A 22,571-nucleotide genomic window follows, 5' to 3' on the forward strand; every position below is an offset into this window, starting at 1 on the left:
GACAGGCCGCGACCCGCGCACGGCGGCCCTCCCACGCCCAAAACCAGGCTGCCAACTGCGGGAACGGCCCTCATCGAGGAATTGGACCCCAAAATGATCAACAGAATTCACGCCGTGGATCCAGGCTCAGCGATGACCCGACCCGACGGAAGCGCCCCATCAGGAAGGCGATTCGCCAAGGCCCACTGCCAGGCCGTGCAACGTAGATCTCCTGTCTCGCGCTTATGAGGATCCGCCGGATCTGAGGCGTCGTGGTCATCGTCACCGACCGATTCCTTGGTCCCAACTACCTCGACCTGCGCGACGGTAGGCCCCTCGGCAGAAATTCGGCGAATCTGGGACATCAACAGCTCGTAGCTGCCGATCAAGGCAGCGCTCGGCCAGGCCGCGATAATGCGGCCGATCAGGCTCGGCTCGGCGACAGCGATATTCGCCCCAAGGCTGGCCAGGCTGCCGACCATCAACATGGTCCACGCCAGGAAACCGCCACGAGAACCGTATCGGTTAGCCAGAAGGATAGACATCGATGCGACGACGATAGCGCCGTCCACCGCGAGCGGGATGAGCACCGCCGCCAAGTGATCCTCACCATGCCGGAGACACAGCTCATGCATGTGGCGAAACGACACGACCGCCGCGATGCCCGCGAGAAGGAGAACCCCCGTGATCGTCGTGCGTCGGATACGGCGCACGGCCCCCATATTCGGCTCCATGGCTGTTTAACCCTCCCGACCAGGGAGAACAAGCGTGGCGGAGGCTGTGAACGGCATGTACGTATCGGCGGTGTCCCCCTCGGACACGTTATTACCCCATGAGGAGTTCGCTCTCCGGAGCGGGCTTCCTCGTGTTGGGCCTGGTCACTACGCGCCTCTCGGCATCGCACACGATGATGACGCCATTGGCCCGCAACAAAGCAGTGAGCTCTTCTGGACCACGCCCGCCCTGCTCTCCAGCGCCGAAATGCGCTACAAGCTCTGCCAGAAGCCGGTCCTCGCGCAGATACAGGGACTTCGGACAGGCCGTATCTCGTGGCCTCGCGCTGGTGTGCCCATGACGGCACCGGTATCCGGGACGTCCGTTCACCCAATGCGAGTCCATCCGACGCCCGCAGAGCCCGCATCGCAGTAGCCCCGTGAACAGATAGGCGCGGGTGCTGCCGTCGCGGGTCGGACGAGCAGCTCGGATCGCCTGCGCGGCGACGAAATCGTCGTCGCTGATCAGCGCCGGATGGGTCGCCTTCGTGGAGATCGCCCATTCTTGTGGCGCGTTCCAGCCCCGCGCTGTGAGGTCAGCGGCGCTGGTGCTCTGCCGATTCCAGACCTGGCGGCCGGTGTAGCGCGGGTTGCTGAGGATCGCCGCGACCGTGCGTAACGTCCACGCCTGTCCCGACCGGTGCGGGTTGCGCTCCCGATCCACACCCGACGGGCACGGTATGCCTCGTTCGTTCAGCATCCGGGCGATCCCCGCCACGCTCACCCCGGCCAGCCGCTGCGCGAATATCCACCGCACATGCGGTGCAGTGGCCGGATCCGGATCAAGTCGGTGCAGGCGGCGTCCCCACTGGGCGTGCGCCCGGTTCGGGTGCGGACCCGCGTCCACGAGCCTGTACCCGTACGGAGGTCGGCCACCGAGATACCGGCCCTGATCGGCCGCTTGATTGCGCATTGCGGCCAGGACACGGTGCCGCGACCGCAACACCTCCCGCTGAGACTGCCCGCCCAGCAGCAGCATCAGTGCCTGATGCACCGGGCTGCCCGCGTCCACGGGTCCGCCCGCTTCGGGCAGCCACATCTGCACGCCATACAACTCCAGCAGCGGCAGCAGGCTCATGAACTGATCGCCTGAGAACGCCCGTTCGTACTCCCCGACCACGATCGCGTCGAACCCTCGATCCGGATCGGCGAGCGCGGCCAACAGAGCCGCTGCCTGTGGCCGTTCTGTCCACGGCAGTCGCCGGGAACATCCGACATCGAAGAACTCCGCCACAATCACCCCCCGACCCGCGACCACCGTCTCTGCGACCTCGCGCTGCCAGCCACATGAGGACCACCGGTCTTGGAAGTCCGTGGTGGAGGTACGCCCGTAGAACGCGAACCGTAACGAACCGCTCATGGCATCGGCAGGATACGAATTCGCAGACCCACTGATCTTGCGTTCAATCCAAAGGTCGAACACGCCAGGACCAAGATGCGTACGCGCGACCATCATTGGAGGGCCTCCCCTTCTGAGGGACTCACCTCATTGACGACGCAACCTGCCGTCTATGACGCGACACTCCAGGGCCTGTACGACGCTGGCCGGCGCGACGTCATGCTGGCCGCAGGCGCCGCCGTGCTGGCCGGGGCCCCGCTCCTGACGCTGCGGTTCGGGTGGCGTGCCGCGAGGCGGCACTCGAGCGATTGACGCCCTCAGGCTTCCGAAAACTTCCTAAACCGGCATGAACACGGTTATCGTTTGCATTCTGTTTCGATGTCTGACGGGAGATCAGGAATGCGAAGACGAGCCGCGATCATGCTGGTGGCGCTCTTGGGGCTGGTCCTCGCGGGCTGCGGTGGTCAGGAGGCCGCAGATCCGGAAGGTGCGCAGCTGACCCTGGCGGCCCCGCGCGACCTCGTCGCAGGTCCGGAGGATCCGTACTACACGCACCAGACGTTACGGGTGTGGGAGCCCCTGGTGAGCGTGGACGACAAGCTGCGGCCCGTCCCGGCACTGGCCGCCGCCTGGGACGTCGCGGACGAGGGGCGGCGCTGGACGTTCACGCTGCGGGACGGCGTGAAATTCAGCGACGGGACAACGCTGACCGCCGAGTCGGTGGTCGCCAACATCAAACGGTTCCTGCGGATCGCGCCCCGCCAGTCGGCCTTCTTCAGCCTCGACGCCGGCATGGAGGCGGCCTACGGCAAGCTCGGCGACGTCCGCGCCGAGAACGGCAAGGTGACGTTCGTGCTGGACCAGCCCGTGGCCGACCTGCCGAGCAGACTGGCAGGCTTCTACAGCATGGTCCAGTCGCCGAAGGCGTTCACGGCCTCGGGCGACTTCGGCGGCAAGCCGGTGGGTACGGGGCCGTACACGCTGGTGAGCTGGGTCAAGGGGCAGCAGGCCGAGCTTGCCGCGAACCCGCACTACTACGGTGCCGCCCCCGCCTACAAGAAGATCGTGGTCAAGGTGATCCCGGATGCCAACGCCCGGGTCGCCGCGTTGCGCGCCGGTGAGGTGGACGGGCTGATCGACAAGGGCGCGCTGCTGCCGGGACAGGTCGCGGCGGTCGCCGCCGACAGCGGCTTCCGGGTCGTGCGCAGCCCTTCGGTGCTGACGCACTACCTGACCTTCAACGCCTCGCGCAAGCCGTTCTCCGACGCCCGCCTGCGCGAGGCGGCCGACCTGGCGATCGACCGGCAGGCCATCGCCGGCAAGCTGCTCGCGGGCACGGCCACCGCGGGCGCCGGGTTCCTGTCACCGGTCTTCGGCGACCTCGCCGACCCCGGCATCACCACGGCGTACGACCCCGGCAAGGCTCGCGAGCTGGTCACCGCCGCGGGGACGCCTACCGCGCCTGTCTCCATCCTGATCTCTTCGGCCGAGACCGGCCAGTTCCCCTACACCGACATCGCCGAGGTGCTGCGCGCGGCCCTGGAGAAGGCAGGCATTCCCGCGAAGGTGACCGTGGCCGAGGCCACCAAGTCGGTGATGGAGGCCGGAGACTACGACATCTTCCTCAGCGCCTACAGCGTGCCGAACGGCGACGCCGACTACCTGTTCCGCCGGTTCCTGCGCTCCGACGCGTCCTGGAACGTCGAGCGCAGGCTCGGCTACCGCAACGCCGAGTTCGACAAGCTGGTGGACCAGGCCGCGGTGCAGACCGACCCGGCCGGGCGGCGTGACCTGTACCGCCGGGTCCAGCGGCTGCTCGCCACCGACCGTCCGATGATCCCGCTGGCGTACCAGGACAATCCCATCGTGACGACAAGTAAGGTCGGCGGGGTGACGCAGAACGCGGCGTACGTGGTCGACCTGGGCAAGCTGGCCCCCTGACGTGACGGCCGTCATCCTGCGGCGCGCCGCTGAGTTCCTGGGCGTGCTGGTGGCTCTGTCGGTGCTGGTCTTCCTGCTCACGTCACTGGCGCCGGGCGATCCAGCCGAGGAGATCCTGCGCCGCGGCGGCATCCAGCCGACGGCGCGCAGCGTCGCGGCGCTGCGCGCCCAACTCGGTCTCGACCAGCCACTGTTCACCCAGTACCTGCGGTGGCTGCTGGCCGTACTCCGTGGCGACTTCGGCCACTCCTACGCCGACCGATCTCCGGTGAGCACCGAAATCCTCTCGCGGGTGCCGGCGACACTGCGGCTGGCGGGCGCGGCGGCGCTGGTCGCGGTCGTGCTCGCCGTGCTCGCCTCCGTCAGGGCCGCGTTCAGGCCGCGAGCCCTCGACAGCCGTGCCATCGCGCTTGTGACGGTGGCGATCGCCGGCATCCCGCCCTACGTCGTGGGGATCCTGCTGATCAGCGTGGTGGCGGTCGGCTTGCGCGCGTTGCCCACGGGCGGCGACGGCGGTCCCGGCGCGGTCGTGCTTCCGGCTCTCACCCTCGGTCTGGCGGGCGCCGCGACGCTGCTGCGGCTGCTGCGGGCCGACCTGGCCCATGCCTTACGGCTGCCGTTCATGAAGCTCGCCGCCGCCAAGGGGCTGCGGCACCGGCGCGCGATCGTGGTGCACGCGCTCCGCGTGGCCGCGCCGAACGCCATCACCGCGGCGGGCATGGTGCTCGCCGAGCTGCTGGCCGGTGCGGTGGTGGTGGAGACGCTGTTCTCCTGGCCCGGGGTGGGGCAGCTCGCGGTGTCGGCGATCAGGCAGCGGGACCTGCCCGTCGTGCAGGCGTACGTGCTGGTCACCGCGATCGCGACCGTGCTGCTTCTGGCTCTGGTCGAGCTCTGCCTGGCGGCCTGCGATCCGCGGGTGCGCCGCCGATGACGGGCCGCGTCGGCATCACGATGTTCGCGCTGGTCGTGCTGTTCTGCCTGCTCACCCCGATGCTGTCGGCGTACGATCCGCACCTGCCCGATCTGGAGCGCGCTCTGGTGCCGCCGAGCCTGGACCACTGGCTCGGCACCGACCAGCTCGGCCGTGACCTGCTCACCAGAACGGCCACGGCCGGCCGCACGTCCCTGCTGTTCGCGCTGACCATCACGGCAGTCACCACGGTCATCGGCACGCTGTTCGGCACCACGGCCGGGCTGGCCGGAGGGATGCCCGACCGGCTGCTGCGCTTCGCCGCCACCGTGGCGCTCGCCCTGCCCGGCCTCACGCTGGCACTCGCCCTGGCAGGCGCGCTACCGCCCGGGTACGTCACCGTCCTGGCCGCCCTCGTGCCGCTCGGCTGGGTCAACTGCGGACTCGTCGCCCACACCGCGACCCGGCGGGTGGCATCCTCCGACTACGTCCTGGCCGTGCGCGCCATCGGCGCGTCCCCGCTCTACCTGCTCCGGCGCACCATCGGCCCGCACATCGCCGGCCCCATCCTGACCGTCGCCACCGCCGACTTCGCAAGAACGCTGATCGCCGTCACCTCACTCAGCTTCCTCGGCATCGGACTGCCCCCGCCCGACACCGACTGGGGTGGCATGGTCAGCGAGGCCACACCGCTGCTGGTCGCCGCACCCCGCCTCGCGATCGTGCCCGCCCTCGCCCTCGCCATCACCGGCCTGGCCGTCGCACTCGTGGTGGACGCCCGCCAAGAGCCCGGCTCCGGCGCCGGATAACCCGCCGCCCGTGGCCCACCGCACCGTCAGAGGTGGCCGAGCGCTGGCAGGGCTCGGAAGAGGAACGGGCGTGGCGTCAGGGCTTCGTCCCGCTGCAGAACCTGGCCGTGGAACCGGACTGGGTGCCGGTCAGCGAGCTCAACAGCGTCTGGAGGCTCGACGCAGAGCTCCCGGTCCAACAGCCCGCTCCAGCTGTCGTGCGCTGGGAGGACGGGTCCACGCTGACCCTGCCGGTCGTGTCGGCGGCGGCTTCGTACGCCCATGGGCGCGCCTCCGAAGGCGAACGACGGGGAGTTGCAGGAAATCTTCATCTACGAGATGGTCTCGCCGTACGAGCTGCGCCTGCGTTACGGGCACGGCTCGTGTGACACGACGCACGGCGCGAGGGTCCATGAAACCCCGGGACGTGGTGGTCGTCGATGTCGACGTACGGCCCGACGACGTCGAGGCCTGCGACGCCATGATGCACATCGACCAGATCAGCGTGAAGCTCCGCAGTCCTCTCGGCGGCCGGGTGGTGCTGGACTCCAGCAGCGGCCTGCCCTCGTTGCCGGGCACGGACGTCCACCTGGCGCAGGTCTACTGGCGCTGGGACCCACGCCAGTCCTGAGCGCCGGCGCCCGGACCTGGCGTGGTCCGGGCGCCGGAGCGAGTGGCTCAGTCGGCCGTGGTGGCGAGGATCGAGCTGGCCGGTACGGCGGTGGTGCCGTCGGCGACGCCCCAGAACGGGTGGAATCCGGACGGCGCGGCGCCCAGGCCCATGTAGTCACCGGTGAAGTAGCCGCCGGCGACGGCCGCGGTCGACATGTCGAAGTCGGCGCCCACCTTGGTCTCTGTCCAGGTGGCGCCGCCGTCGTGCGAGTGCAGCAGCCACGTGCTGGTCAGCAACGGCGTGCCGCCGTTGTCGTTGCGGAAGTCGTAGTGCAGCACCCCGATCCTCCCGTCGGGCAGCACGCTGATGGCGGGGGTGAAGGCCTGCGTGGTGTGCACGGTGTTGATGGCGTAGGAGAGCGTCGTCCAGGTCCGCCCGCCGTCGGTGGAACGGGCGAAGGCGATCTGGTCACGGGCGCCTCCGGTTGTGCGGGCATCCTGCCAGACCATGTAAACGTTCTGGCCGGAGGCGGCGATGGACGGGAGGATGTCGCCGGTACGCACGGGGAAGCCGGTCGTCGGGTCGGAGACACCGGTCGACTGCAGCTTGTCCACGATGGTCACGCCGCTCCACGTGGCGCCCTTGTCGGTCGAGCGTTGCACGGCGACGTTCATGCCGCGGACCTTGTGGGCGTTCTTGACGTTGTAGATGAGGTTGAAGCCGTTGACCAGGTTCCCGTCGCCGGTGACCACGATCTGGTTGCCGATCGTCTGGTCGATCTGACCGGGGTCGAAGATCATGCGGGCCGGTTCCCAGGTGGCCCCGCCGTTTGTCGTACGGGCGAACCAGGTCGGGCCGCGGTAGCCGACCGCGCGTTCGCCGGCTCTCGGAGAGGCCTGTTCCTGGGGGAATTCCAGCCGGTCCCAGATGGCGTAGACGTACCTGGCATCCGTGGGGTCGGCGGTCATGGAGTTCTTGTCGTTCAGGACGTTGGCCTCGGTGTCGCGCTTGAGCACCGTCACCGGGCCCCAGGTCTTGCCGCCGTCGGTGGACTTGCTGACCAGCATGGCGTGGTTGGCGTCCTGGGCGATGTCGAGGCTGAGCGACATCGCGTAGGCGTGGCCGTTGGGCGCGATGGTCACCCACGGGTCGGTGGCGCGCTCATAGTCGCCGTTGTTGGCCGCGGTGCCCCCGGTGCAGCGGCTGAAAGCGGGCTGCACATCCGACAGCTGCCAGCTCGCGCCGCCGTCCAGCGTGTAGCCGTACAGCAGTGCGTTGGAGCCGCCGTCGGACCAGCGGTCCTGTTGCCAGCCGCCGATCAGGTTCGCGGGGTTGGCCGGGTTGACCGCGACCCATGGCTCGACCTCGGCGCCGGGGAAGTTCCGGCCGGTCTGGGCGCTGCCCGGCACGCCGTTGCAGGGCGGGCCATCGGCGTCGGCGCCGGGGAACGGGCTGCCGGCCGGGCTGACCTGGACGATCGCGCCCACGGTGAGGGGGCCGGCTAACGCGGCGGTCGCGGTGAGCATGACCGCCGCACCGGCGGCGGCCAGGGTGAAGATGGTTTTATGCATGGTGCATTTCCTCATTGTCGAGAGAAGTACAGTCGGCACCCGCTCTTTGAACCCGACGTGGATATCCAGATCAGTCCTCCTCCTCCGTGCCGCCGGAGTCAAGGTCCATCAAGTGGCCAAGGTGGGACAGCTCGTGGAATTGGTCCTCCGAGCGATGGCGTGAGCGGCCATCTGAAGAGGCACCCGGTCGCTGGATATGCGCGCGGTCGTCGGCCGTGACGTTTTTTCGGACATGCGAAAATCGCTATGTAGGGTAGGCCTCGGCATATCCTTGCGGGTGCCGATTATTCATCCGTGCAGGTCGTGAGCGTGACGCTGCGGGTGCCGATTAATCATCCGGCCTGGCAAGCCGTATGGCGGTACTCGTTCGCTTCTGGACGATTAGATACTGATCTAGCTCGTAGTTCGTGATCGAAGCGGCTGGGGTGATTACGGTGCCCGAGTTGCGGCGGCGTACGCGAGTGCCGAGGGCGTCTGGCAGCCGACTATCGCCGGTGCCTCATGGACGAGCTCGTCGTTCTGGGTGGCCTCCACCATGAATAAGGCAAAGTCCACGGGCGCGTGATGTTGCTCTTGAGGATCGGGTCACCCACGTGTCGGCTCCACACCGGTAGGCCCTGGCCATCGCCCTCCTCCAGGTCGCTGCCGCGCACGACGGTCCACAGCGTGTCGCTGGCAAACACCCGCCGGCACGCTTCCACCTGGTCGTCGAGGTCGGCGAAGCGAGCGAGTCGCGCGAGTGGGCCGAAGATTGACGATCGCCTTGAGCTTCCACGAGTACACGTCCTGGCCGTCGCGGGTGATGTGCCACTCGCACGAGAACACCAGGCGTGCCCCGGCCGCGCGTGGTCGAGCACCGCCTGGGCCGTTCCCGATGAGTAGTTGTTGACCCCGCGCGGGACCAACACGGTGAGCACGCCGTCGCAGCCGGCCTCGGCCGTCCGGCGAGGTGTCGGCAGCCACTCGCCGCGCCCGAACCGCGCCCAGATCCAGCCGGCCAGCAGACGTGTCACTGGATCGATGGGACACGTGGCGATCGCGTCGTGGCTCGTCCGGGCGCGGGAGAGCGGGCCGCTGCGATGAAGCCGATCTCACTGGTCGTGGGCGAGTCATACGCGTGAGCAGCTCAAGTCGCGCGCGTTCAGTCCACTGCCGGTGCGGGAACGCATGATCCCCAAGCCCGGCAGGCCGGGCGAGTTCAGGCGTCTTGGCATTCCATCGGCGATGGACAGGCTGGTGCAGGCCTGCCTGGTCCTGGTGCTGGAGCCCATCTCGGAGACGACCCCATGGGCGAGCTCATCGATCGCGAGCTGCGCGCCGAGCGCGTCGACGTGACGTCGCTACGCATGGACGGCGCCGCACCCACGGGATTCATGGTGAAGGAGCGCCGCACCGCCAAGGTAACCCACGTGTTCTACGTACGGTCCAACAGCGCCGGCTCACGGCTGTCCCCCGACAACGTCAGCAGGGAACTCGTCGAGGGCGCTCGCGTCCTCCACGTCACCGGGATCACGCCCGCGCTGAGCGCGTCGGCCCGCGCCGCCGTACACCATGCCATCGGCCTTGCGCGCCAGGCTGGTGTCCTGGTGTCATTCGACCTCAACCACCGCACGGGCTCTTGGTGCGCCGAGTAGGCAACGGAGCAGTTCCGCCGGCAGGGTGAACGGGCCGGGCCACTTCCCTGCCGGAGCCCCCCATGGTTACCGTGCCTTAAGGCTCCGGGGAGGACGCTTGGACGGAATCGAAGCCGTACCGGTCATGGTGGAAGGCCTTCGGGTGTACGTGGAAGTCCGCGAGCTGGACGCACCCGGCGAGGAGCGGCCGATTGGCATCCGGCCTCCCACACTTGAGCAGGCACTCGACGGGCTGATGGGGGTGGCTAAGGCGATGGGCGCCCGGCTGCGGGAGACGGGCGCCGGGAAGGCGAGCGTGGAGTTCGGGTGCGAGTTCGCCTTGGAGTCCGGTTCGCTCGTCGCCGTGATCGGCAAGGCCAGCGGCAAGTCGACGTTCAAGGTGGCGCTGGAATGGACCAATCCGACGGATGGGTGAGGCTGCTCGAACAGTCCACTGTCCGGCTGAGCCAGGGCACCGGATTCGTCGTGGCTCCGGGGCTGCTGGCCACGTGCGCGCACGTGGTGCCCGACTCCGGCGGCGTGCCGGGTATCGATCTGGCGTTCGTGCCCGCGCCGGACGACGCCGGGCCGCCGGCGCTGCTGTCGCCGGCGCTGGCGATCGGCGACGAGCTGTGGACGTACGGCTATCCGGCCGCGGCGCGTGCCGGTCAGCCCGCAACGTTCGTCTACCAGGGCGTCTCCGGAGCCACTCTGCTGCGCGGCTACGGCGTGCCAGTCGGCCCCGGCTACTCCGGCAGTCCAGTGGTCAACCGGCGCACCGGAGCGGTGTGCGGCATGCTCGCCACCTCCGATCTGGTCGGGAGCGCCCACCTGGTCCCGGCCGCCGACATCTTGGCGCATTGCCCCGTACAGCCGGAGGAGAACCGCCCCTGGCTGCGTACGCTGACCGACGAGCAGCTGGCCGACGGGGGATGGCGCTTTCCTGGACCGCGTCTGCGCGCGTACCTGAAGGCCGCGATGGCCGCGGCCGACGCGCACCCCTACGTGGGGGCGACCGATGAGCGCAGGCCACCGCTTTCGAAGATCTACGTACGGCAGAGCTCGACCGGCCGGCGCAAGCGTCGAAGACCGGCGAACGACGTGCTGCGCATGGATCGGGACGTCCTGCTGACAGGCGTGTCAGGGGCGGGGAAGTCCAGCCTGCTGCGGATGGGCGTGACGGAGATGGCGCGGCCCTGGCTGACCGGAACGGGCGGCGATGTGCCGGTGCGCGTGCCGGCCTCCGGCCTGCTGCCGCCGGCCCCGTTCGCGGCGCAGCTCAGGGAGGCCGTCCACGCGAGCCTGGGCGGTCACCTGCTTCACGCGCTGCCGCCAGGGTTCTTCGGCGATCCGCCGATGCCGGGCGGCCGGTGGCTGGTGCTCGTGGACGGGCTGGACGAGATCGACGACCCAGGGGAACGGCGCCGGGTCGTCGATCTGCTGCGCAGCCGTCGCGACGGGCACTACCGGTTCGTGGTCGCCACCCGCCCGTTGTCCGACGCCGAACGCACCGACCTGGGGATGCGCGCCTTCGAGTTACAGCCGTTCGACAGGGAGCAGCTGCTCGAGTGCGCGCGGGGCTGGTGCGAGGCGGCCGGGCTGCCCGACCCGTACGCGTCCGCTCGTGACTATCTCGCCCAGATCGAGCGGGCCGGGATGGCGGAGCTCGCACGGCTGCCGCTGCTGGCCAGCCTGACCTGCCAGCTGTACGTCAACAGCCCCGGAGGACGCCTGCCGGCGCGGCGCCACGACGTCTACGAGCAGTTCGTCTATCTGATGCGGACGCGCGATCCGAATCCCGAGATCTTCGACCTGCTGCCCCGCCTGGCCTGGGCCCGGCACGACGGCGCCATCGAACCCGCCGCGAGCGTGATCGCCCAGTGGACGGCCGACGGAGACGGCACTCCCGGCCGGATACGGACCAGGATGATCAATGAGGGCCTGCGAGCCAGCGGCCTGCTGCACGAGACCGCCCATGATTTCGTCTTCCTCCACCAGTCCTTCGAGGAGTTCCTGGCAGCCCGCCACGTCGCCGCGGACGCCGGGCTGACCGACGCCTACCTCCGTCGTTACGTGGACCTGCCGTCGACGGGCGCCGTCTTCCCGCATCCGATCAAGCCCTTCGACCATTTCCTCATCGCCTCGTGGTACGCCAGGCCGGAGGTCAGGACGCGGCTGGGCGCCGGGCTGCGCACGCTGGCCACGAAGAGGTTCCTGTTCGGGGTGCAGTTCATCGCCGAGCTGGTCAAGGAGGGCACGATCGCCGACTCGGAGGTCATCGAGGCGGCCACCTCGACCGCGGCCCGCGTCGCCGCCCAGCCCGCGCGCGGCTTCGTGCACCGGATGAACGCGGCCTGGCTCCTGTTCGAGCTGGGCGACGCGCGCGGCGCCGACCTCATGACCGACCTGGCCGCCGGCGCCGAGCCCGACCACAGGTTGCGCGACCATGCCGCCAAGCTGCTGGAGAGGATGGACGACCCGCGGGCCGCCGAACGGCGGGCCGAGGTGGCCGTGGCCATGGCCGCCGATCCCGAGCTCCACTGGAAGCCGCGCCTGCGCGCTGCGAAAATGCTGGGCGAGCTGGCGGATCCCCGCCAGAGCGAGGTCTTGAAGGCCCTGCTGGCCGATGACTCGCTGGACCCCGAAGGACGTGCCGACTCGCTGGATCAGCTCACCGAGCTGGACCACGAACACCTGGTCGAGGCGGCCGACGACCCCACGCTCGGCGACTGGCGGGTAAGGGCAGCACGGCTGCTCGCGCGGCACCGTCCCGCCCAGGGCCACGACCTGCTGATGATCATCGTCACCGATCCCGCCACATCGTTCGGCTCGACGTCTTACGCCGTGGACTCGATCGTCAAGGTGAACGACCCGCGCTGCCGTACCGACCTCCTGGAGACCGCCACGAACACGGCGCTGCGCCCCGCCACACGCGCCATCGCCACCCTGGCACTACGCCTCCTCGGCGAAACTCCCCTGTCCGAGGAAGAGGACCATGAGCTCGGACTGGAGCTCATGACCGACTCCTCGCTGGAGGTGGAAGTCCGGGTCGACATCGCCGCGCGCTACGACTCAGAATTGCTGATCTCCATGCTCACCGACTCGTCCCTCGACGTGCTGACTCGCTTCTGCGCCTTCGAGGCACTGCTCATCCAGGGCGACAAGCGTGCTCCCGATCACGTACGGGAGCTGCTCCAGGCGGCCGCCAAGCCGGACGTCGACTACGAGACTCTGTCCGAGCTGGTGCACAACGTCCAGCGAGCGACCGGGACCACGAACTGGGGGCTCCGCCTCATGCTGATCATTGGCCGTTTCGGCCGCCCCCGCCGAGGTTGACGGAGCCCTCCGACGAGTGGCTCCAGCATGGTCTCGAACTGCTGCATTGACCTGCTGAAACGCTGATGATCTCGGGGCCCGGCCGGCCGCTATGGGATGGGCACCGCGGTGCCGGAGACGTTGACACGGGAGTCGCCGGGAATGGCGGCGCACGTCAGGAGGCTGGGCCGCCCCATGTCGACGCCCTGGTGAATGGTGAGAACGGTGCCGTCTTCGAGGCGTCCCAGCCCCTCGTGACCTGGTGACACCTTCCGACGCCCGAAGCGATCCTCTCGCGACACCCCAGCTACAGACTCGCGGCCGGCGGTCTGTACTCCTTTTCTCCGCCTCGCGCGTCTTTACCCCGCCCGCATCCCTTCTCTCAGGAGCCACACATGCGTCTTCCTTTACGCGCTCTCGTCGCATTGGCCGCACTCGCTGGAGCGTTCCTCATCTCGACGCCAGCCGCCACCGCCCACGCCCTCACGTCCGCAGCCACGTACCGCGGGGAGGGCGACGACGTGGTTCGCATCCCGACGGCGTCGAAGCCGAGCATCGTGAAGCTGACCCACCGTGGCGAAAGCAACTTCGCCGTTTGGACGCTCACCACCAGCGGCAAGCAGACGGATCTTCTGGCCAACGAGATCGGCGACTACAAGGAGACGGCCGCGTTCAACGTCAACGGCACCCCACAAGATCCGCTCGTTGAGCGTCACCGCGGACGGCGCCTGGACTCTCCAGATCCTGTCCCGCTCGAAAATAGGATCGTGCTCTGCCTGGGCTTCTCTGCTGACTCAAGCGGCGCGTGTACTCGTTGATGAGGCCGCCGAGGATCGGTTTGCGCCGGATGCGTCGCGCATCAAGGTCGTCAGCAAGCAGGGCCGAGAACCATAACCGATCGGCGGCCTCGTAGCGGGGACGGGTGATGTGACGGCGCAGCACCGCGTTCTCGTGACGCAGCACCAGAAGCTCGGCGTCCAGGCCGTGAGTGTCGAGTTGACCCCGCCTTTCTGCCGCCGGTGCGGCGGCGGATCTTCAGTCGTCGAAGACTCTGGGACGTCCGCCGTGGTGGTGTCGTCGGTCTGCTCCCACTGAGTGTCGGTCAGGTAGCCGAGGGCGGCGCCAGCCGACGGGCGTCCATCGCGGCGTGGATCAGCGCCTTGGTCGCGGGCGGGGCCTTGGAGTAGCGGTCCAGCAAGAGCGGCACCCCAGGAATCCGTGATCTCCGCGCTGCTGTTGCCACTGAGGCACCGCGGCTAGGGTCTTGTGCATGAAACCTGCGGATATATCCCTTTTGCATGCTCTCGGCGCGCCGACGATCTCGCCCGACGGGAAGCATGCGATCGTCGCCGTGACCCGGCCCGACCTCGAGGCCGACGAGTACCGCGGCGGCCTCTGGCTGGTCCCGACGGACGGCTCCGCCGAGCCGCGCCGGCTGACGAGAGGTCCGCGCGACGAAGAGCCCGCATACTCTCCCGACGGCGCCTGGCTGGCCTTCGTCCGCGGCGGCGACGGCGCCAAGCCGCAGCTCTACGTGATGCCCACCGGCGGTGGCGAGCCGCGGAAGGTGACCGACCGGCCGCTCGGCGTCAGCGAGCCGGTGTGGAGCCCCGACTCGCGGCGGCTGGCCTTCGTCGCGCGCGTGCCCGAGGAGGGCCGGTACGGCGAGACCAAGCCGGAGAAGGAACGGCCGCGCCGCATCACCGGCTTCAAGTACCGGCTGGACAACCTGGGCTTCTTCCTCGACCGGCGCGCTCACGTCTTCGTCGTCGACCCCTTCGCCGAGGAGCCCTCGGCCACCCAGGTCACCGAGGGCGACTTCGACCACAGCGGGGTCGCCTGGAGCCCGGACGGCGCGCTGCTGGCGTTCGTGGCCGCCCGCCACGACGAGCGCGACAGCACGCTCACCGACGACGTGTGGGTGAGCGCCCCCGACGGCTCGGACCTGCGCCGCGTGACCGCCACCGACCTGGCGGTGGCCGCGCCGCGCTTCACCCCGGACGGCGACGCCCTGTGCTTCCTCGGCGCCGGCGCCGGCCCCGACGGCCGCCACCTGGTCGCCAAGAACTTCGGGCTCTGGCTGGTGCCGCTCGCCGGCGGCGCGGCCCGCCGCCTCACCGACGAGGAACGCTTCCACCTCCCCGTCGCCCCGTACGTTCCCACCGCCGACGGCGTGCTCGTCACTGTGGAGAACCGGGGCGCCAAGGACCTGCTGCGCGTGCCGTACGCGGGCACGGAACCCACCGTCCTGATCAACGGCCCTCGCGAGGTCGACGCCGTCGCCCACGCCGCCGGCGTCACCGTCGTGGCCGTCGCCGACGCCCGCACCCCCGGCGAGCTGGTCGCCCTCCGCGGCGGCAAGGAGATCACCCTCACCTCCTTCGGCTCCGGCCTCGACGTCCTCCCCATCGAGGAGGTCACCGGCACGGCCCCGGATGGCTACCCCGTGCACGGCTGGATCGTCCGCCCCGCCGGCGAGGGGCCGCACCCCGTGCTCCTCATGATCCACGGCGGCCCCTTCGCGCAGTACGGCTGGCACGTCTTCGACGAGGCCCAGATCTACGCCTCGGCCGGTTACGCGGTCGTCATGGGCAACCCGCGCGGCTCCTCCGGCTACGGTCAGGCGCACGGCCGGCACATCATCGGCGACGTCGGCCGCCTGTCGGCCCTCGACCTGCTGGCGTTGTTCGGCGCCGCCCTGGCCGCCGGCGGTCTGGACGCCTCCCGCGCCGGAGTGCTCGGCGGCTCGCACGGCGGCTTCATGACCACGTGGATGGCTGCTCACCACGGCGACCGGTTCAAGGCGGCGATCAGCGAGCGCGCGGTCAACGCGATCGACAGTTTCCACGGGAGTAGTGACATCGGGTGGTCGTTCGCGCGTGACCTGTACGGCGACGACCCGGCGCGCTGGGTGGAGCAGAGCCCTCTCACGCACGCTGACAAGATCGACAAGCCGTTTATGATCATCCACTCGGAGCACGACTGGCGGTGCCCGGTGGAGCAGGCGCAGCGGTTGTTCGTCAAGCTTCAGTTGCGGGGGGTGGAGACGGAGCTGCTGCTGTTCCCGGGGGAGGGGCATGAGTTGTCCCGCTCGGGGCGTCCCAGCCATCGGGTGGCCCGCTTCGAGGCCATCCTCGATTGGTGGGGGCGGCACCTGTAGGGGGTTCCCCTTCCGGGGGTTCGAGCGGCGGCCCGCTTCTTGATCACGAGCATTGTCGATCAAGGAGCTGGTTGCCGTCTTGTTCCCGCATCTGGCCCGCGTGTACGTTGACCAGGTATTTCGTTCTGGTGGGACGGCACGGGTCCATTAACGACTCACAACACTAGCCCTCGGTGCCGTCACCGGCCGGTGTGCCCCCGCTGACCGGTTCGAGCACGAAGACCGGGATCTGGCGGTCGGTCTTGCGCTGGTAGTCGGCATAGTCCGGGTACGCGTCCACCGCCCGGCGCCACCAGAGGGCCTTCTCGTCCCCGGACACCTCGCGCGCCCGGTACTCCCGGGTCACCGCGCCGTCCTGAAGCTCGATGACCGGCTCGGCGACCAGGCTGGTCGGCTCGCCACCCTTGGACGCGACAGCCGCGTAGCGCCCCTCGTGCTCGACACGCATCAGCGGCGTCTTGCGAACCTTGCCGGTCTTGGCGCCCCGGTAGGTCATCAGCACGGTGGGGCAGGCCACTGATCGTGACGCCGTCGGTCGTGCCGGTGCGCACGATCTGCTCGACGTGCTCGCGGACCCACCCCGACGCGCTCGGTTCGTAATCACCGGTCAACGCCATGCCCTGACCGTGCCGGCGGCCGTGTGGGTGGCGGGGGCGCCTGGTATCCACGTTGCCGGTCAAGGTGTTGAGGATGCCGGGTAGTTCTGCCACGATCTGGGCGGGCAGGCCGGTCACGGTCTCCTCCGCGAGGGCGCACCATAGCTGCTTGACCTGGTCGGCTAGAGCTTTGCCGCTGTCGGTGAGTTCGACGATGCTGGCGCGCTTGTCGGAGGGGGCGGGTTTGCGGCGGATGTGGCCGGTGGCTTCGAGCTTGCGGGTCATGAGCGTGACGCTGGGCGGCTCGCAGCCGAGCGCCTCGCTGAGCTGCGCCTGGATTCTCGGGCCGGTCCGGGCGAGTTCGAGCAGGAGCGCCTCCTGTCCGGGGTGCAGGCCGAGCGGGGCCAGCAGCGCCGCGCGTACCGCTTCTTAACGGCTTCACCGGCTGTGAGCTGGGGGTTTTGCCGCTTGGTCAGCTAGCCCGGCGGTACTCATTGATGAGGCCTGCGACGGCTTTCCGGCGTTTGATCCCGGCTGCTGGCAGCAGTAGGACCTCGAGGTCGTCCAGCGGTGCAAGCTGTTGGCGGCCTTGGTGGGGGCGGTGCTCGTTGAAGTGGCGGGCGTAGCTGTGGAGGATCCTCTCGGTGTGACCGCGGTTGAACAGCAGGATCCGGTTGGTGCACTCCTCGCGTACCGAACGTATGAAGCGCTCGGCGTGCGGGTTGCAGTTGGGGCTACGCGGGGGGATCTTGGCCACGGTGATGCCTTCGCTGGCGAAGACGGCGTCGAAGGCGGCGGTGAACTTGGCGTCCCGGTCGCGGATGAGGTGGGTGAAGTGGGCGGCGTGCTCTCCGAGGTGCCAGAGTAGCTGTCGGGCCTGCTGGGTGGTCCAGGCTGCGGTGGGGTGGGCGGTGACGCCGAGGATGTGGACCGTGCGGGTGCGTACCTCCATCACGAACAGGGCGTAGAGCCGTTGCAGTCCGATCGTGTCGACGTGGAACAGGTCGGTGGCGAGTAGGCCGTCGGCTTGGGCTTTGAGGAAGCTGGTCCACTCGCCCCGCGTCGGATGATGTCGCGGAGCGGGATCCAGGCCGGCGGCGCGCATGACGCGGCGGACGGTGGACGGGCTGACCTTGTGTCCGAGGCGGCGCAGTTCGCCGTGCAGTCTTCGGAAGCCCCAGCGCGGGTTCTCGGTGCCGAGCAGCGTGATCAGTTCGCGCAGTTCCTCCGGAACTGGAGGGCGTCCCGCGGACGGCGGCTGTGTCCACTTCTTCTTGATGAGCTCGCCGGTGCCAGACAAGGAGGGTGCGTGGGGAGACGATCCGGTGGCTGCGCAGTACACGGGGGAGTAGTCGGGCGAGGGCGGCGAGTAGGGCGCGGTCCGGCCAGGTGGGCCTTGGCGCGGTGCCTTGGCGGCGCAGCACCGCTACCTCGTGCCGCAAGATCAATATTTCTGCGTCTTTGGCCGCGGAGGAACGAGACAGCAGGACGAGCCACGCGAAGATCCGTGTGGCGATCAGGTAGAGCAGTCGTACGAGCACAAGGTCGATGGTGTCGTATCGGTACGGGGAGCGTCGTCCCAGGTCAAGAGCTATGCAGGCATTCTGGAGCGTTACGAGCGCTTCCCAGTGACCGTGTGCACGTTCACCGGCTGCCCCGGTTCGCGCCCGCCATGACCGCGAGCGGCTGACGGCGTCGGCGAACGCACAGAGCCCGGCTGATCATTCAGCCGGGCGCGAATGACAGCACTGCTAACCAGGACGGCCTTGGGCATGGTGGACCCAGCCAGGGTGGGACACCGTTATGACCAGCCCCGATCTGCGGCGGGATCAATACCGGCCTCACGCAGGGCGGGGTAGACGGTGCGGGCACGGTCCAGGCCGGTGGCCTCGGCAATGGCCTGGACATTGTGTCGGCCTGGCCAAGGCAGAACACGGCACAGCCGTTTTCTGCCTTGGCGGAAAGCATCGCACCGACACCTGGATCTACTGAACCGACCACACCAGGACGAATGAGAAATCCAGTTTCGTCCTGCGGTTCAGCGGGATATCGATCTTGACTCTGTGAGCGATCTCATTACGGCTGATGCCTAATGCATGAGCGATGAGCCGTTCGGGACGGACTGGCACGGGATCGTCGAAGGTGACCGTGATCTGAAGGGGCCACGGATCCTCGGGAACGGGAGGTGCGTGGAGTTCCCAGCACCCGTCCCAATCGAGCACGAACCGGTTGCGCCGGGCGATCAACGGGTCGAGAAGGGTATCCACGACGAGGGAAGGCGAGTTGGCCGAGTAACCGGCCAGAAGATCAGCGGGCAGTGAGCGGACCGGGACGCGATCGTGGACGGTGAGCTTGCTGGTCCGGCCACAGGAAACGCAGTTGACCAGGAGCCAGACGTCGAGAAGTTTGCCGTTGGCGTTGACGCGGAACCTGCCGTTGCCGATGGTGGCGCGGCCGGAAGGGCAGGCCACGCACCGGAGGGCGAGCAGGGGCAGGCGGGTGCGCCGCACCGCCCAGGGCAGCACAATATGAGGATGTGAAGACATGATCTCTCTGAAGACCTGACGAAGAGCACGGGAAACAGCGCCGACGGCGTCGTCGGCGACCAATGCGCAGGGAAGTCAGGTCTAAAGAGCAGGCGGCGTCATGCGCGCGAAGTCCTCACGTTGGGGTCATTGCCGATGCCGGCCGATGCTCAGCTCAGGCGGGCTCGCAGAAGGCAGAATTCGTTGTCTTCGGGGTCGACCAGGACGTGCCAGGGCTCCTCGCCGCTCTGGCCGACGTCGGCCGGGCGCGCCCCGAGCTTCAGGAGGCGTTCGAGTTCGGCGTCCTGATCGCGGTCGGTGGCGTTGACGTCGAAGTGCAGCCGCAGCTTGCCCGCCTTGGGCTCGGTAGTGGGGCTGAAGATCAGAGTCGGCTGCAATCCGCCGAACCCTTCCTGCGGTCCGATCTCCACCGCGCCTTCGTCCTCGGTGTCGAGCACAATGAAGCCCAGCACCTCGCACCAGAACGCCGCCAGCCGTTGCGGGTCCTGACAAGGGATTATCAGTTCGGAAATGCGACAAGCCATGACCGGCACCCTACGGGGCATCAACCGCAGGCCACAAATCCTTAACGGCCCAGGTCCGCGACGCAGTGGGCACCCCGAGAGCGGGCAGCCCTGTCCGCGCCCGCGAGTAGGACCGGGCAAGCCCTCGCCGAGCTGATCAACCAATGCGCGCACCAGGAAACCGACCCTGACCGGCAGCTGACAGCCTGGGAAACGCCCGAAACCCTGGATCTTCTGACCTGAGGGCATCACTGCACACCAAGACCCCGCCCCGGCACGTCCGGCGGGGTCTTTTCACGCGGCTCATGGACCTCTCGAGGCCCCACTGACGCGACGGTCGCGGGCAGCCTACTTGCCTGGGCTCGCAGTCAGATGGTCTCACTCAACTGTTCAGCCAGCCGCTCCAGGCCACCCTTGATGAGCTGCCCATACTCGTCGTCGCCAAGTGCGCCGATCTCGGCCCGCGCCTGCTGCAGGTGCTCACGGGCGCGACCGAGATCGCCCAGCTTGCGATAGCACTCACTCAAGTTCAGGTGCAACGACGGATACAAGCCGGCCACCGAAAGCGTCACCCCAGCCTGCGCCACCCGCTCATCAGTGACCAGGCCGACGGCGGCAAGCGCTCGCAGATCCCACACCAACTCCTGGTGCACGTCGTCTTGCACATCGGCCATCGAGTGGGCAAGAACGCAAACATGCAGCGGGTCGCCTTGCTCGCCGCCGATGTCGTCCCAGATCTGCGCGAACAAGTCGCGAGCTGCTTCACGCTGACCTCGGTGGTGATGCAACTCCACCCCCTGGCCGATCCGGGTCATCGTTGGGTCGGCGGTCATCAGTGGCTCCTTCACCGTCGCAGGCGACTGCGGTCAGCCTACTTGCCTAACATGTCTTAACGACCTTCAAAGCAGCTGACCAGCTAGTTCGCTTGACAACCCCAGATAACCATCGGACCGAGCGCGCGGCCCTGCGCCTAACTGAGGCGACCGCGCGGGTGTCGGATGGTCATGTGAGCGATGTGGACTACGCGGCGGCCGCCGCGGTGCTCTTCGAGGATCAGGTCTCGGCGGTCGCCTGGCTGTCGACAGTCATGAACGCCTCCAACCGCGTGGCGATCATGAGCCGCTACACCGTCACCGGCGACTGAGCCGGCCTGTAGGTTCCACAGGAATCGGTGGCCTTCCGGCCCGCGCTCGACGCAGCCCTGGGAGGTCACCCCCGTCGACGAGTTTGTGCGCGGTTTCCCGCACGGGAGTGGACGGCAGCCGTCGCACCTTTGCCGCGCCGTCCGCGCACGTAGCCGGCTACTCGCCTTCCTTGACCCGGATGATCGTCTTGCCGGGGGTGCGCTGGGCGGGCGCGAACGCGGAGGGCGCCTCGGCGAGCGTCCGCACGGCCCCGACGATCGGGCGCAGCCGTCCGTCCCGGACCCGCCGGGCCAGGTCCGCGAGCCGGGCGCGATCGGGCTCGACGACGAAGAAGATCGCCTGCCCGTCTCGGGGCCGGACCCTGGGTGGCGAGGCGATGGTGACGAGCGTGCCGCCGGCGCGCACCAGCGCGGCCGAGCGGTCCAGGATGTCGCCGCCGATCACGTCGAACACCACGTCGACCTGACCGGCCTCTTCAAGGGGATCGGCCTGCGGGTCCAGGAAGGCATCAACACCGAGACCGAGGGCTGTGTCCCTGTCGCCGGCCCTGCCAGTGCCGATCACTCGGGCCCCTGCCTCGCGCGCGAGCTGCACCGCGATAGAACCAACGCTGGCCCTCACCCGCAACCCGTGGATCGCCGGCGCGGTACTCATCCTCGCGGGGATGTCCTGGGTCTCTGTCTTGTCCACCCTCAATGCCCAGATGCAGGTCACGACATCCGGATGGGTCCGTGCACGAGCTCTGGCCGTCTACCTGACGCTCTTCTCGGGAAGCATGGCGATCGGCGCCGCCGTCTGGGGCGCACTCGCCGAAAGAGCCGGCCTCATGGGCACCTTGCTGGTGGCGGCAGCGCTCATGGCGATCGGCTCGATCTACGCGTGGCGGTACCTCGCCATACCCGACACCCCCCTCGACCGATCCGCCTCGGTCCACTGGCCGGCGCCCACCATGCTGCTCGAGCCCTCGAAGACTGACGGGCCGGTGCTCGTCGTCATCGAATACCACGTACCAGCCGACCGCGCCGACGACTTCGTCGAGGCGATGAAGGACTTCGGTCTCTCGCGGCTGCGCACGGGCGCGCTTCATTGGGACCTCTATCAGAACGGGGCGGACCCCGATGTCTACCTGGAGACCTTTGTCGTGGCCTCGTGGGAGGAGCACTTGCGGCAACACTCCGCACGGCTCACCGGCTCGGACCGCGCGCTCGAGGAACGGGCTCGCTCCCTGGTAGATCCCACGAAACCCTTCCAGGTCGCCCACTACCTTCCAGCACAACTGGGCGACCGCCAAAGAGCAGGACCATGACGACGAGGTCGTGACCATGGCTGCGACACCTGAGTCGTCGAAGCAGGCGGGGCCCCGTGACCGGGCTGCCAAGCCAGTCGATCCGGCGACGATCGCGACGCACAGTGCGCTGGCGCTCCTCTTGACATTCGCGCTGCTCTTCGGCGTAGCGACGATCACGCGCTGGGTCATGGGACCTTCTCCCATCTCCGATGCGGTTCCGCAAGTCCGCCTGCGCCTGCTGGTCATCGGTGCCTGTGCGGGACTGCTCCTCGCAGGGCTGATTCTCAGCAAGCCCGGCAAAATCTCAGGAGCCCACGCCAACCCCGCGATCTCCCTTGCCATGTGGCGCCGGCGTTCGCCGGTCGCATGGACGACGGCGTCGGAGTAGTCCCAGAGCCCCGCCCGCGGGTCGGACATCGGCATGTCCACCGCGACCGTGCCATGCCCACGGCCACGGAGCTCGGCTTCGAGCAGGTGCCAATCGAAGGAGC

General features: G+C 68.6%; 22 protein-coding genes and 1 pseudogene. 13 read left to right on the forward strand and 10 right to left on the reverse strand.

The annotated features are described in order from the left end of the window. Positions 1–107 precede the first annotated feature (107 nt). On the reverse strand, positions 108–701 hold the full coding sequence (locus ACFLIM_RS47795) for a DUF2637 domain-containing protein (protein ID WP_393177135.1): 594 nt from the start codon (positions 699–701) through the stop codon (positions 108–110). Between the two features lie 103 nt (positions 702–804). Then, positions 805–2,208: a recombinase family protein gene (locus tag ACFLIM_RS47800; protein ID WP_393177137.1), complete on the reverse strand. Its 1,404-nt coding sequence runs from the start codon at positions 2,206–2,208 to the stop codon at positions 805–807. Between the two features lie 33 nt (positions 2,209–2,241). On the opposite strand from ACFLIM_RS47800, the gene ACFLIM_RS47805 reads away from it, so the two are divergent. The 5 genes from ACFLIM_RS47805 to ACFLIM_RS47825 all read left to right on the forward strand — a co-directional run bounded on the left by ACFLIM_RS47805 (position 2,242) and on the right by ACFLIM_RS47825 (position 6,361). After that, positions 2,242–2,403 carry a hypothetical protein gene (locus ACFLIM_RS47805; RefSeq protein ID WP_393177139.1) on the forward strand — a complete coding sequence of 54 codons (162 nt, stop codon included), beginning with the start codon at positions 2,242–2,244 and terminating at the stop codon, positions 2,401–2,403. A gap of 87 nt (positions 2,404–2,490) precedes the next feature. Then, positions 2,491–4,032, forward strand: coding sequence for an ABC transporter substrate-binding protein (locus ACFLIM_RS47810; RefSeq protein WP_393177141.1), 1,542 nt, complete (start codon positions 2,491–2,493; stop codon positions 4,030–4,032). Between the two features lies 1 nt (position 4,033). Beyond that, positions 4,034–4,963, forward strand: coding sequence for an ABC transporter permease (locus tag ACFLIM_RS47815; protein ID WP_393177143.1), 930 nt, complete (start codon positions 4,034–4,036; stop codon positions 4,961–4,963). Continuing rightward, entirely contained in the window at positions 4,960–5,751 is a 792-nt protein-coding gene (locus ACFLIM_RS47820) for an ABC transporter permease (RefSeq protein ID WP_393177145.1), read from the forward strand. Before ACFLIM_RS47815 ends, ACFLIM_RS47820 begins: the two co-directional genes overlap by 4 nt. A gap of 391 nt (positions 5,752–6,142) precedes the next feature. Then, positions 6,143–6,361: a hypothetical protein gene (locus tag ACFLIM_RS47825; protein WP_393177147.1), complete on the forward strand. Its 219-nt coding sequence runs from the start codon at positions 6,143–6,145 to the stop codon at positions 6,359–6,361. Positions 6,362–6,408: 47 nt separating this feature from the next. Here ACFLIM_RS47825 and ACFLIM_RS47830 read toward each other — a convergent pair whose 3' ends face one another. After that, positions 6,409–7,914, reverse strand: coding sequence for a sialidase family protein (locus ACFLIM_RS47830; protein ID WP_393177149.1), 1,506 nt, complete (start codon positions 7,912–7,914; stop codon positions 6,409–6,411). A gap of 1,244 nt (positions 7,915–9,158) precedes the next feature. On the opposite strand from ACFLIM_RS47830, the gene ACFLIM_RS47835 reads away from it, so the two are divergent. The 5 genes from ACFLIM_RS47835 (at position 9,159) to ACFLIM_RS47855 (ending at position 16,002) form a co-directional block, all read left to right on the forward strand. After that, positions 9,159–9,548 (forward strand): PfkB family carbohydrate kinase, encoded by a 390-nt coding sequence (locus ACFLIM_RS47835; RefSeq protein WP_393177189.1) that lies wholly within the window; start codon positions 9,159–9,161, stop codon positions 9,546–9,548. Positions 9,549–9,645: 97 nt separating this feature from the next. Continuing rightward, positions 9,646–9,963, forward strand: a complete 318-nt coding sequence (locus ACFLIM_RS47840; RefSeq protein ID WP_393177151.1) for a CU044_2847 family protein — start codon at positions 9,646–9,648, stop codon at positions 9,961–9,963. Next, a complete protein-coding gene (locus tag ACFLIM_RS47845) occupies positions 9,939–12,863 on the forward strand; it encodes an nSTAND1 domain-containing NTPase (RefSeq protein WP_393177153.1) in 2,925 nt (974 codons plus the stop codon). The genes ACFLIM_RS47840 and ACFLIM_RS47845 overlap by 25 nt, the downstream gene beginning before the upstream one ends. Positions 12,864–13,237: 374 nt before the next feature. After that, on the forward strand, positions 13,238–13,660 hold the full coding sequence (locus ACFLIM_RS47850) for a hypothetical protein (protein ID WP_393177155.1): 423 nt from the start codon (positions 13,238–13,240) through the stop codon (positions 13,658–13,660). A 452-nt stretch (positions 13,661–14,112) separates the two neighbouring features. Continuing rightward, positions 14,113–16,002, forward strand: coding sequence for a S9 family peptidase (locus ACFLIM_RS47855; RefSeq protein ID WP_393177157.1), 1,890 nt, complete (start codon positions 14,113–14,115; stop codon positions 16,000–16,002). A gap of 163 nt (positions 16,003–16,165) precedes the next feature. Here the strand turns inward: ACFLIM_RS47855 and ACFLIM_RS47860 are convergent, their stop codons facing one another. From ACFLIM_RS47860 to ACFLIM_RS47885, 6 genes and pseudogenes are all read right to left on the reverse strand, one after another. Further along, on the reverse strand, positions 16,166–16,498 hold the full coding sequence (locus tag ACFLIM_RS47860; RefSeq protein WP_393177191.1) for a nitroreductase/quinone reductase family protein: 333 nt from the start codon (positions 16,496–16,498) through the stop codon (positions 16,166–16,168). A gap of 379 nt (positions 16,499–16,877) precedes the next feature. Beyond that, positions 16,878–17,009: pseudogene (locus ACFLIM_RS47865) on the reverse strand (nitroreductase/quinone reductase family protein); the annotation flags it as partial. Between the two features lie 61 nt (positions 17,010–17,070). Beyond that, on the reverse strand, positions 17,071–17,898 hold the full coding sequence (locus tag ACFLIM_RS47870; protein ID WP_393177159.1) for a transposase: 828 nt from the start codon (positions 17,896–17,898) through the stop codon (positions 17,071–17,073). A 685-nt stretch (positions 17,899–18,583) separates the two neighbouring features. After that, positions 18,584–19,123, reverse strand: a complete 540-nt coding sequence (locus ACFLIM_RS47875) for a DUF1062 domain-containing protein (RefSeq protein ID WP_393177161.1) — start codon at positions 19,121–19,123, stop codon at positions 18,584–18,586. 170 nt (positions 19,124–19,293) lie between these two features. Next, entirely contained in the window at positions 19,294–19,668 is a 375-nt protein-coding gene (locus ACFLIM_RS47880) for a VOC family protein (RefSeq protein ID WP_393177193.1), read from the reverse strand. 347 nt (positions 19,669–20,015) lie between these two features. After that, positions 20,016–20,480 carry a hypothetical protein gene (locus ACFLIM_RS47885; protein ID WP_393177163.1) on the reverse strand — a complete coding sequence of 155 codons (465 nt, stop codon included), beginning with the start codon at positions 20,478–20,480 and terminating at the stop codon, positions 20,016–20,018. 173 nt (positions 20,481–20,653) lie between these two features. Between ACFLIM_RS47885 and ACFLIM_RS47890 the strand changes: the two genes are divergently transcribed. After that, entirely contained in the window at positions 20,654–20,791 is a 138-nt protein-coding gene (locus ACFLIM_RS47890) for a hypothetical protein (RefSeq protein WP_393177165.1), read from the forward strand. A gap of 157 nt (positions 20,792–20,948) precedes the next feature. On the opposite strand, the gene ACFLIM_RS47895 is transcribed toward ACFLIM_RS47890, so the two are convergent. Then, positions 20,949–21,446, reverse strand: a complete 498-nt coding sequence (locus tag ACFLIM_RS47895; RefSeq protein WP_393177167.1) for a zinc-binding dehydrogenase — start codon at positions 21,444–21,446, stop codon at positions 20,949–20,951. Between ACFLIM_RS47895 and ACFLIM_RS47900 the strand changes: the two genes are divergently transcribed. Next, positions 21,346–22,098 (forward strand): MFS transporter, encoded by a 753-nt coding sequence (locus ACFLIM_RS47900; RefSeq protein WP_393177169.1) that lies wholly within the window; start codon positions 21,346–21,348, stop codon positions 22,096–22,098. The genes ACFLIM_RS47895 and ACFLIM_RS47900 overlap by 101 nt on opposite strands. A gap of 16 nt (positions 22,099–22,114) precedes the next feature. After that, positions 22,115–22,468 carry a hypothetical protein gene (locus ACFLIM_RS47905; protein ID WP_393177171.1) on the forward strand — a complete coding sequence of 118 codons (354 nt, stop codon included), beginning with the start codon at positions 22,115–22,117 and terminating at the stop codon, positions 22,466–22,468. The last annotated feature ends 103 nt before the right edge of the window (positions 22,469–22,571 follow it).

The sequence above is a fragment of the Nonomuraea marmarensis genome (assembly GCF_043197025.1).
Classification (GTDB): domain Bacteria; phylum Actinomycetota; class Actinomycetes; order Streptosporangiales; family Streptosporangiaceae; genus Nonomuraea; species Nonomuraea marmarensis.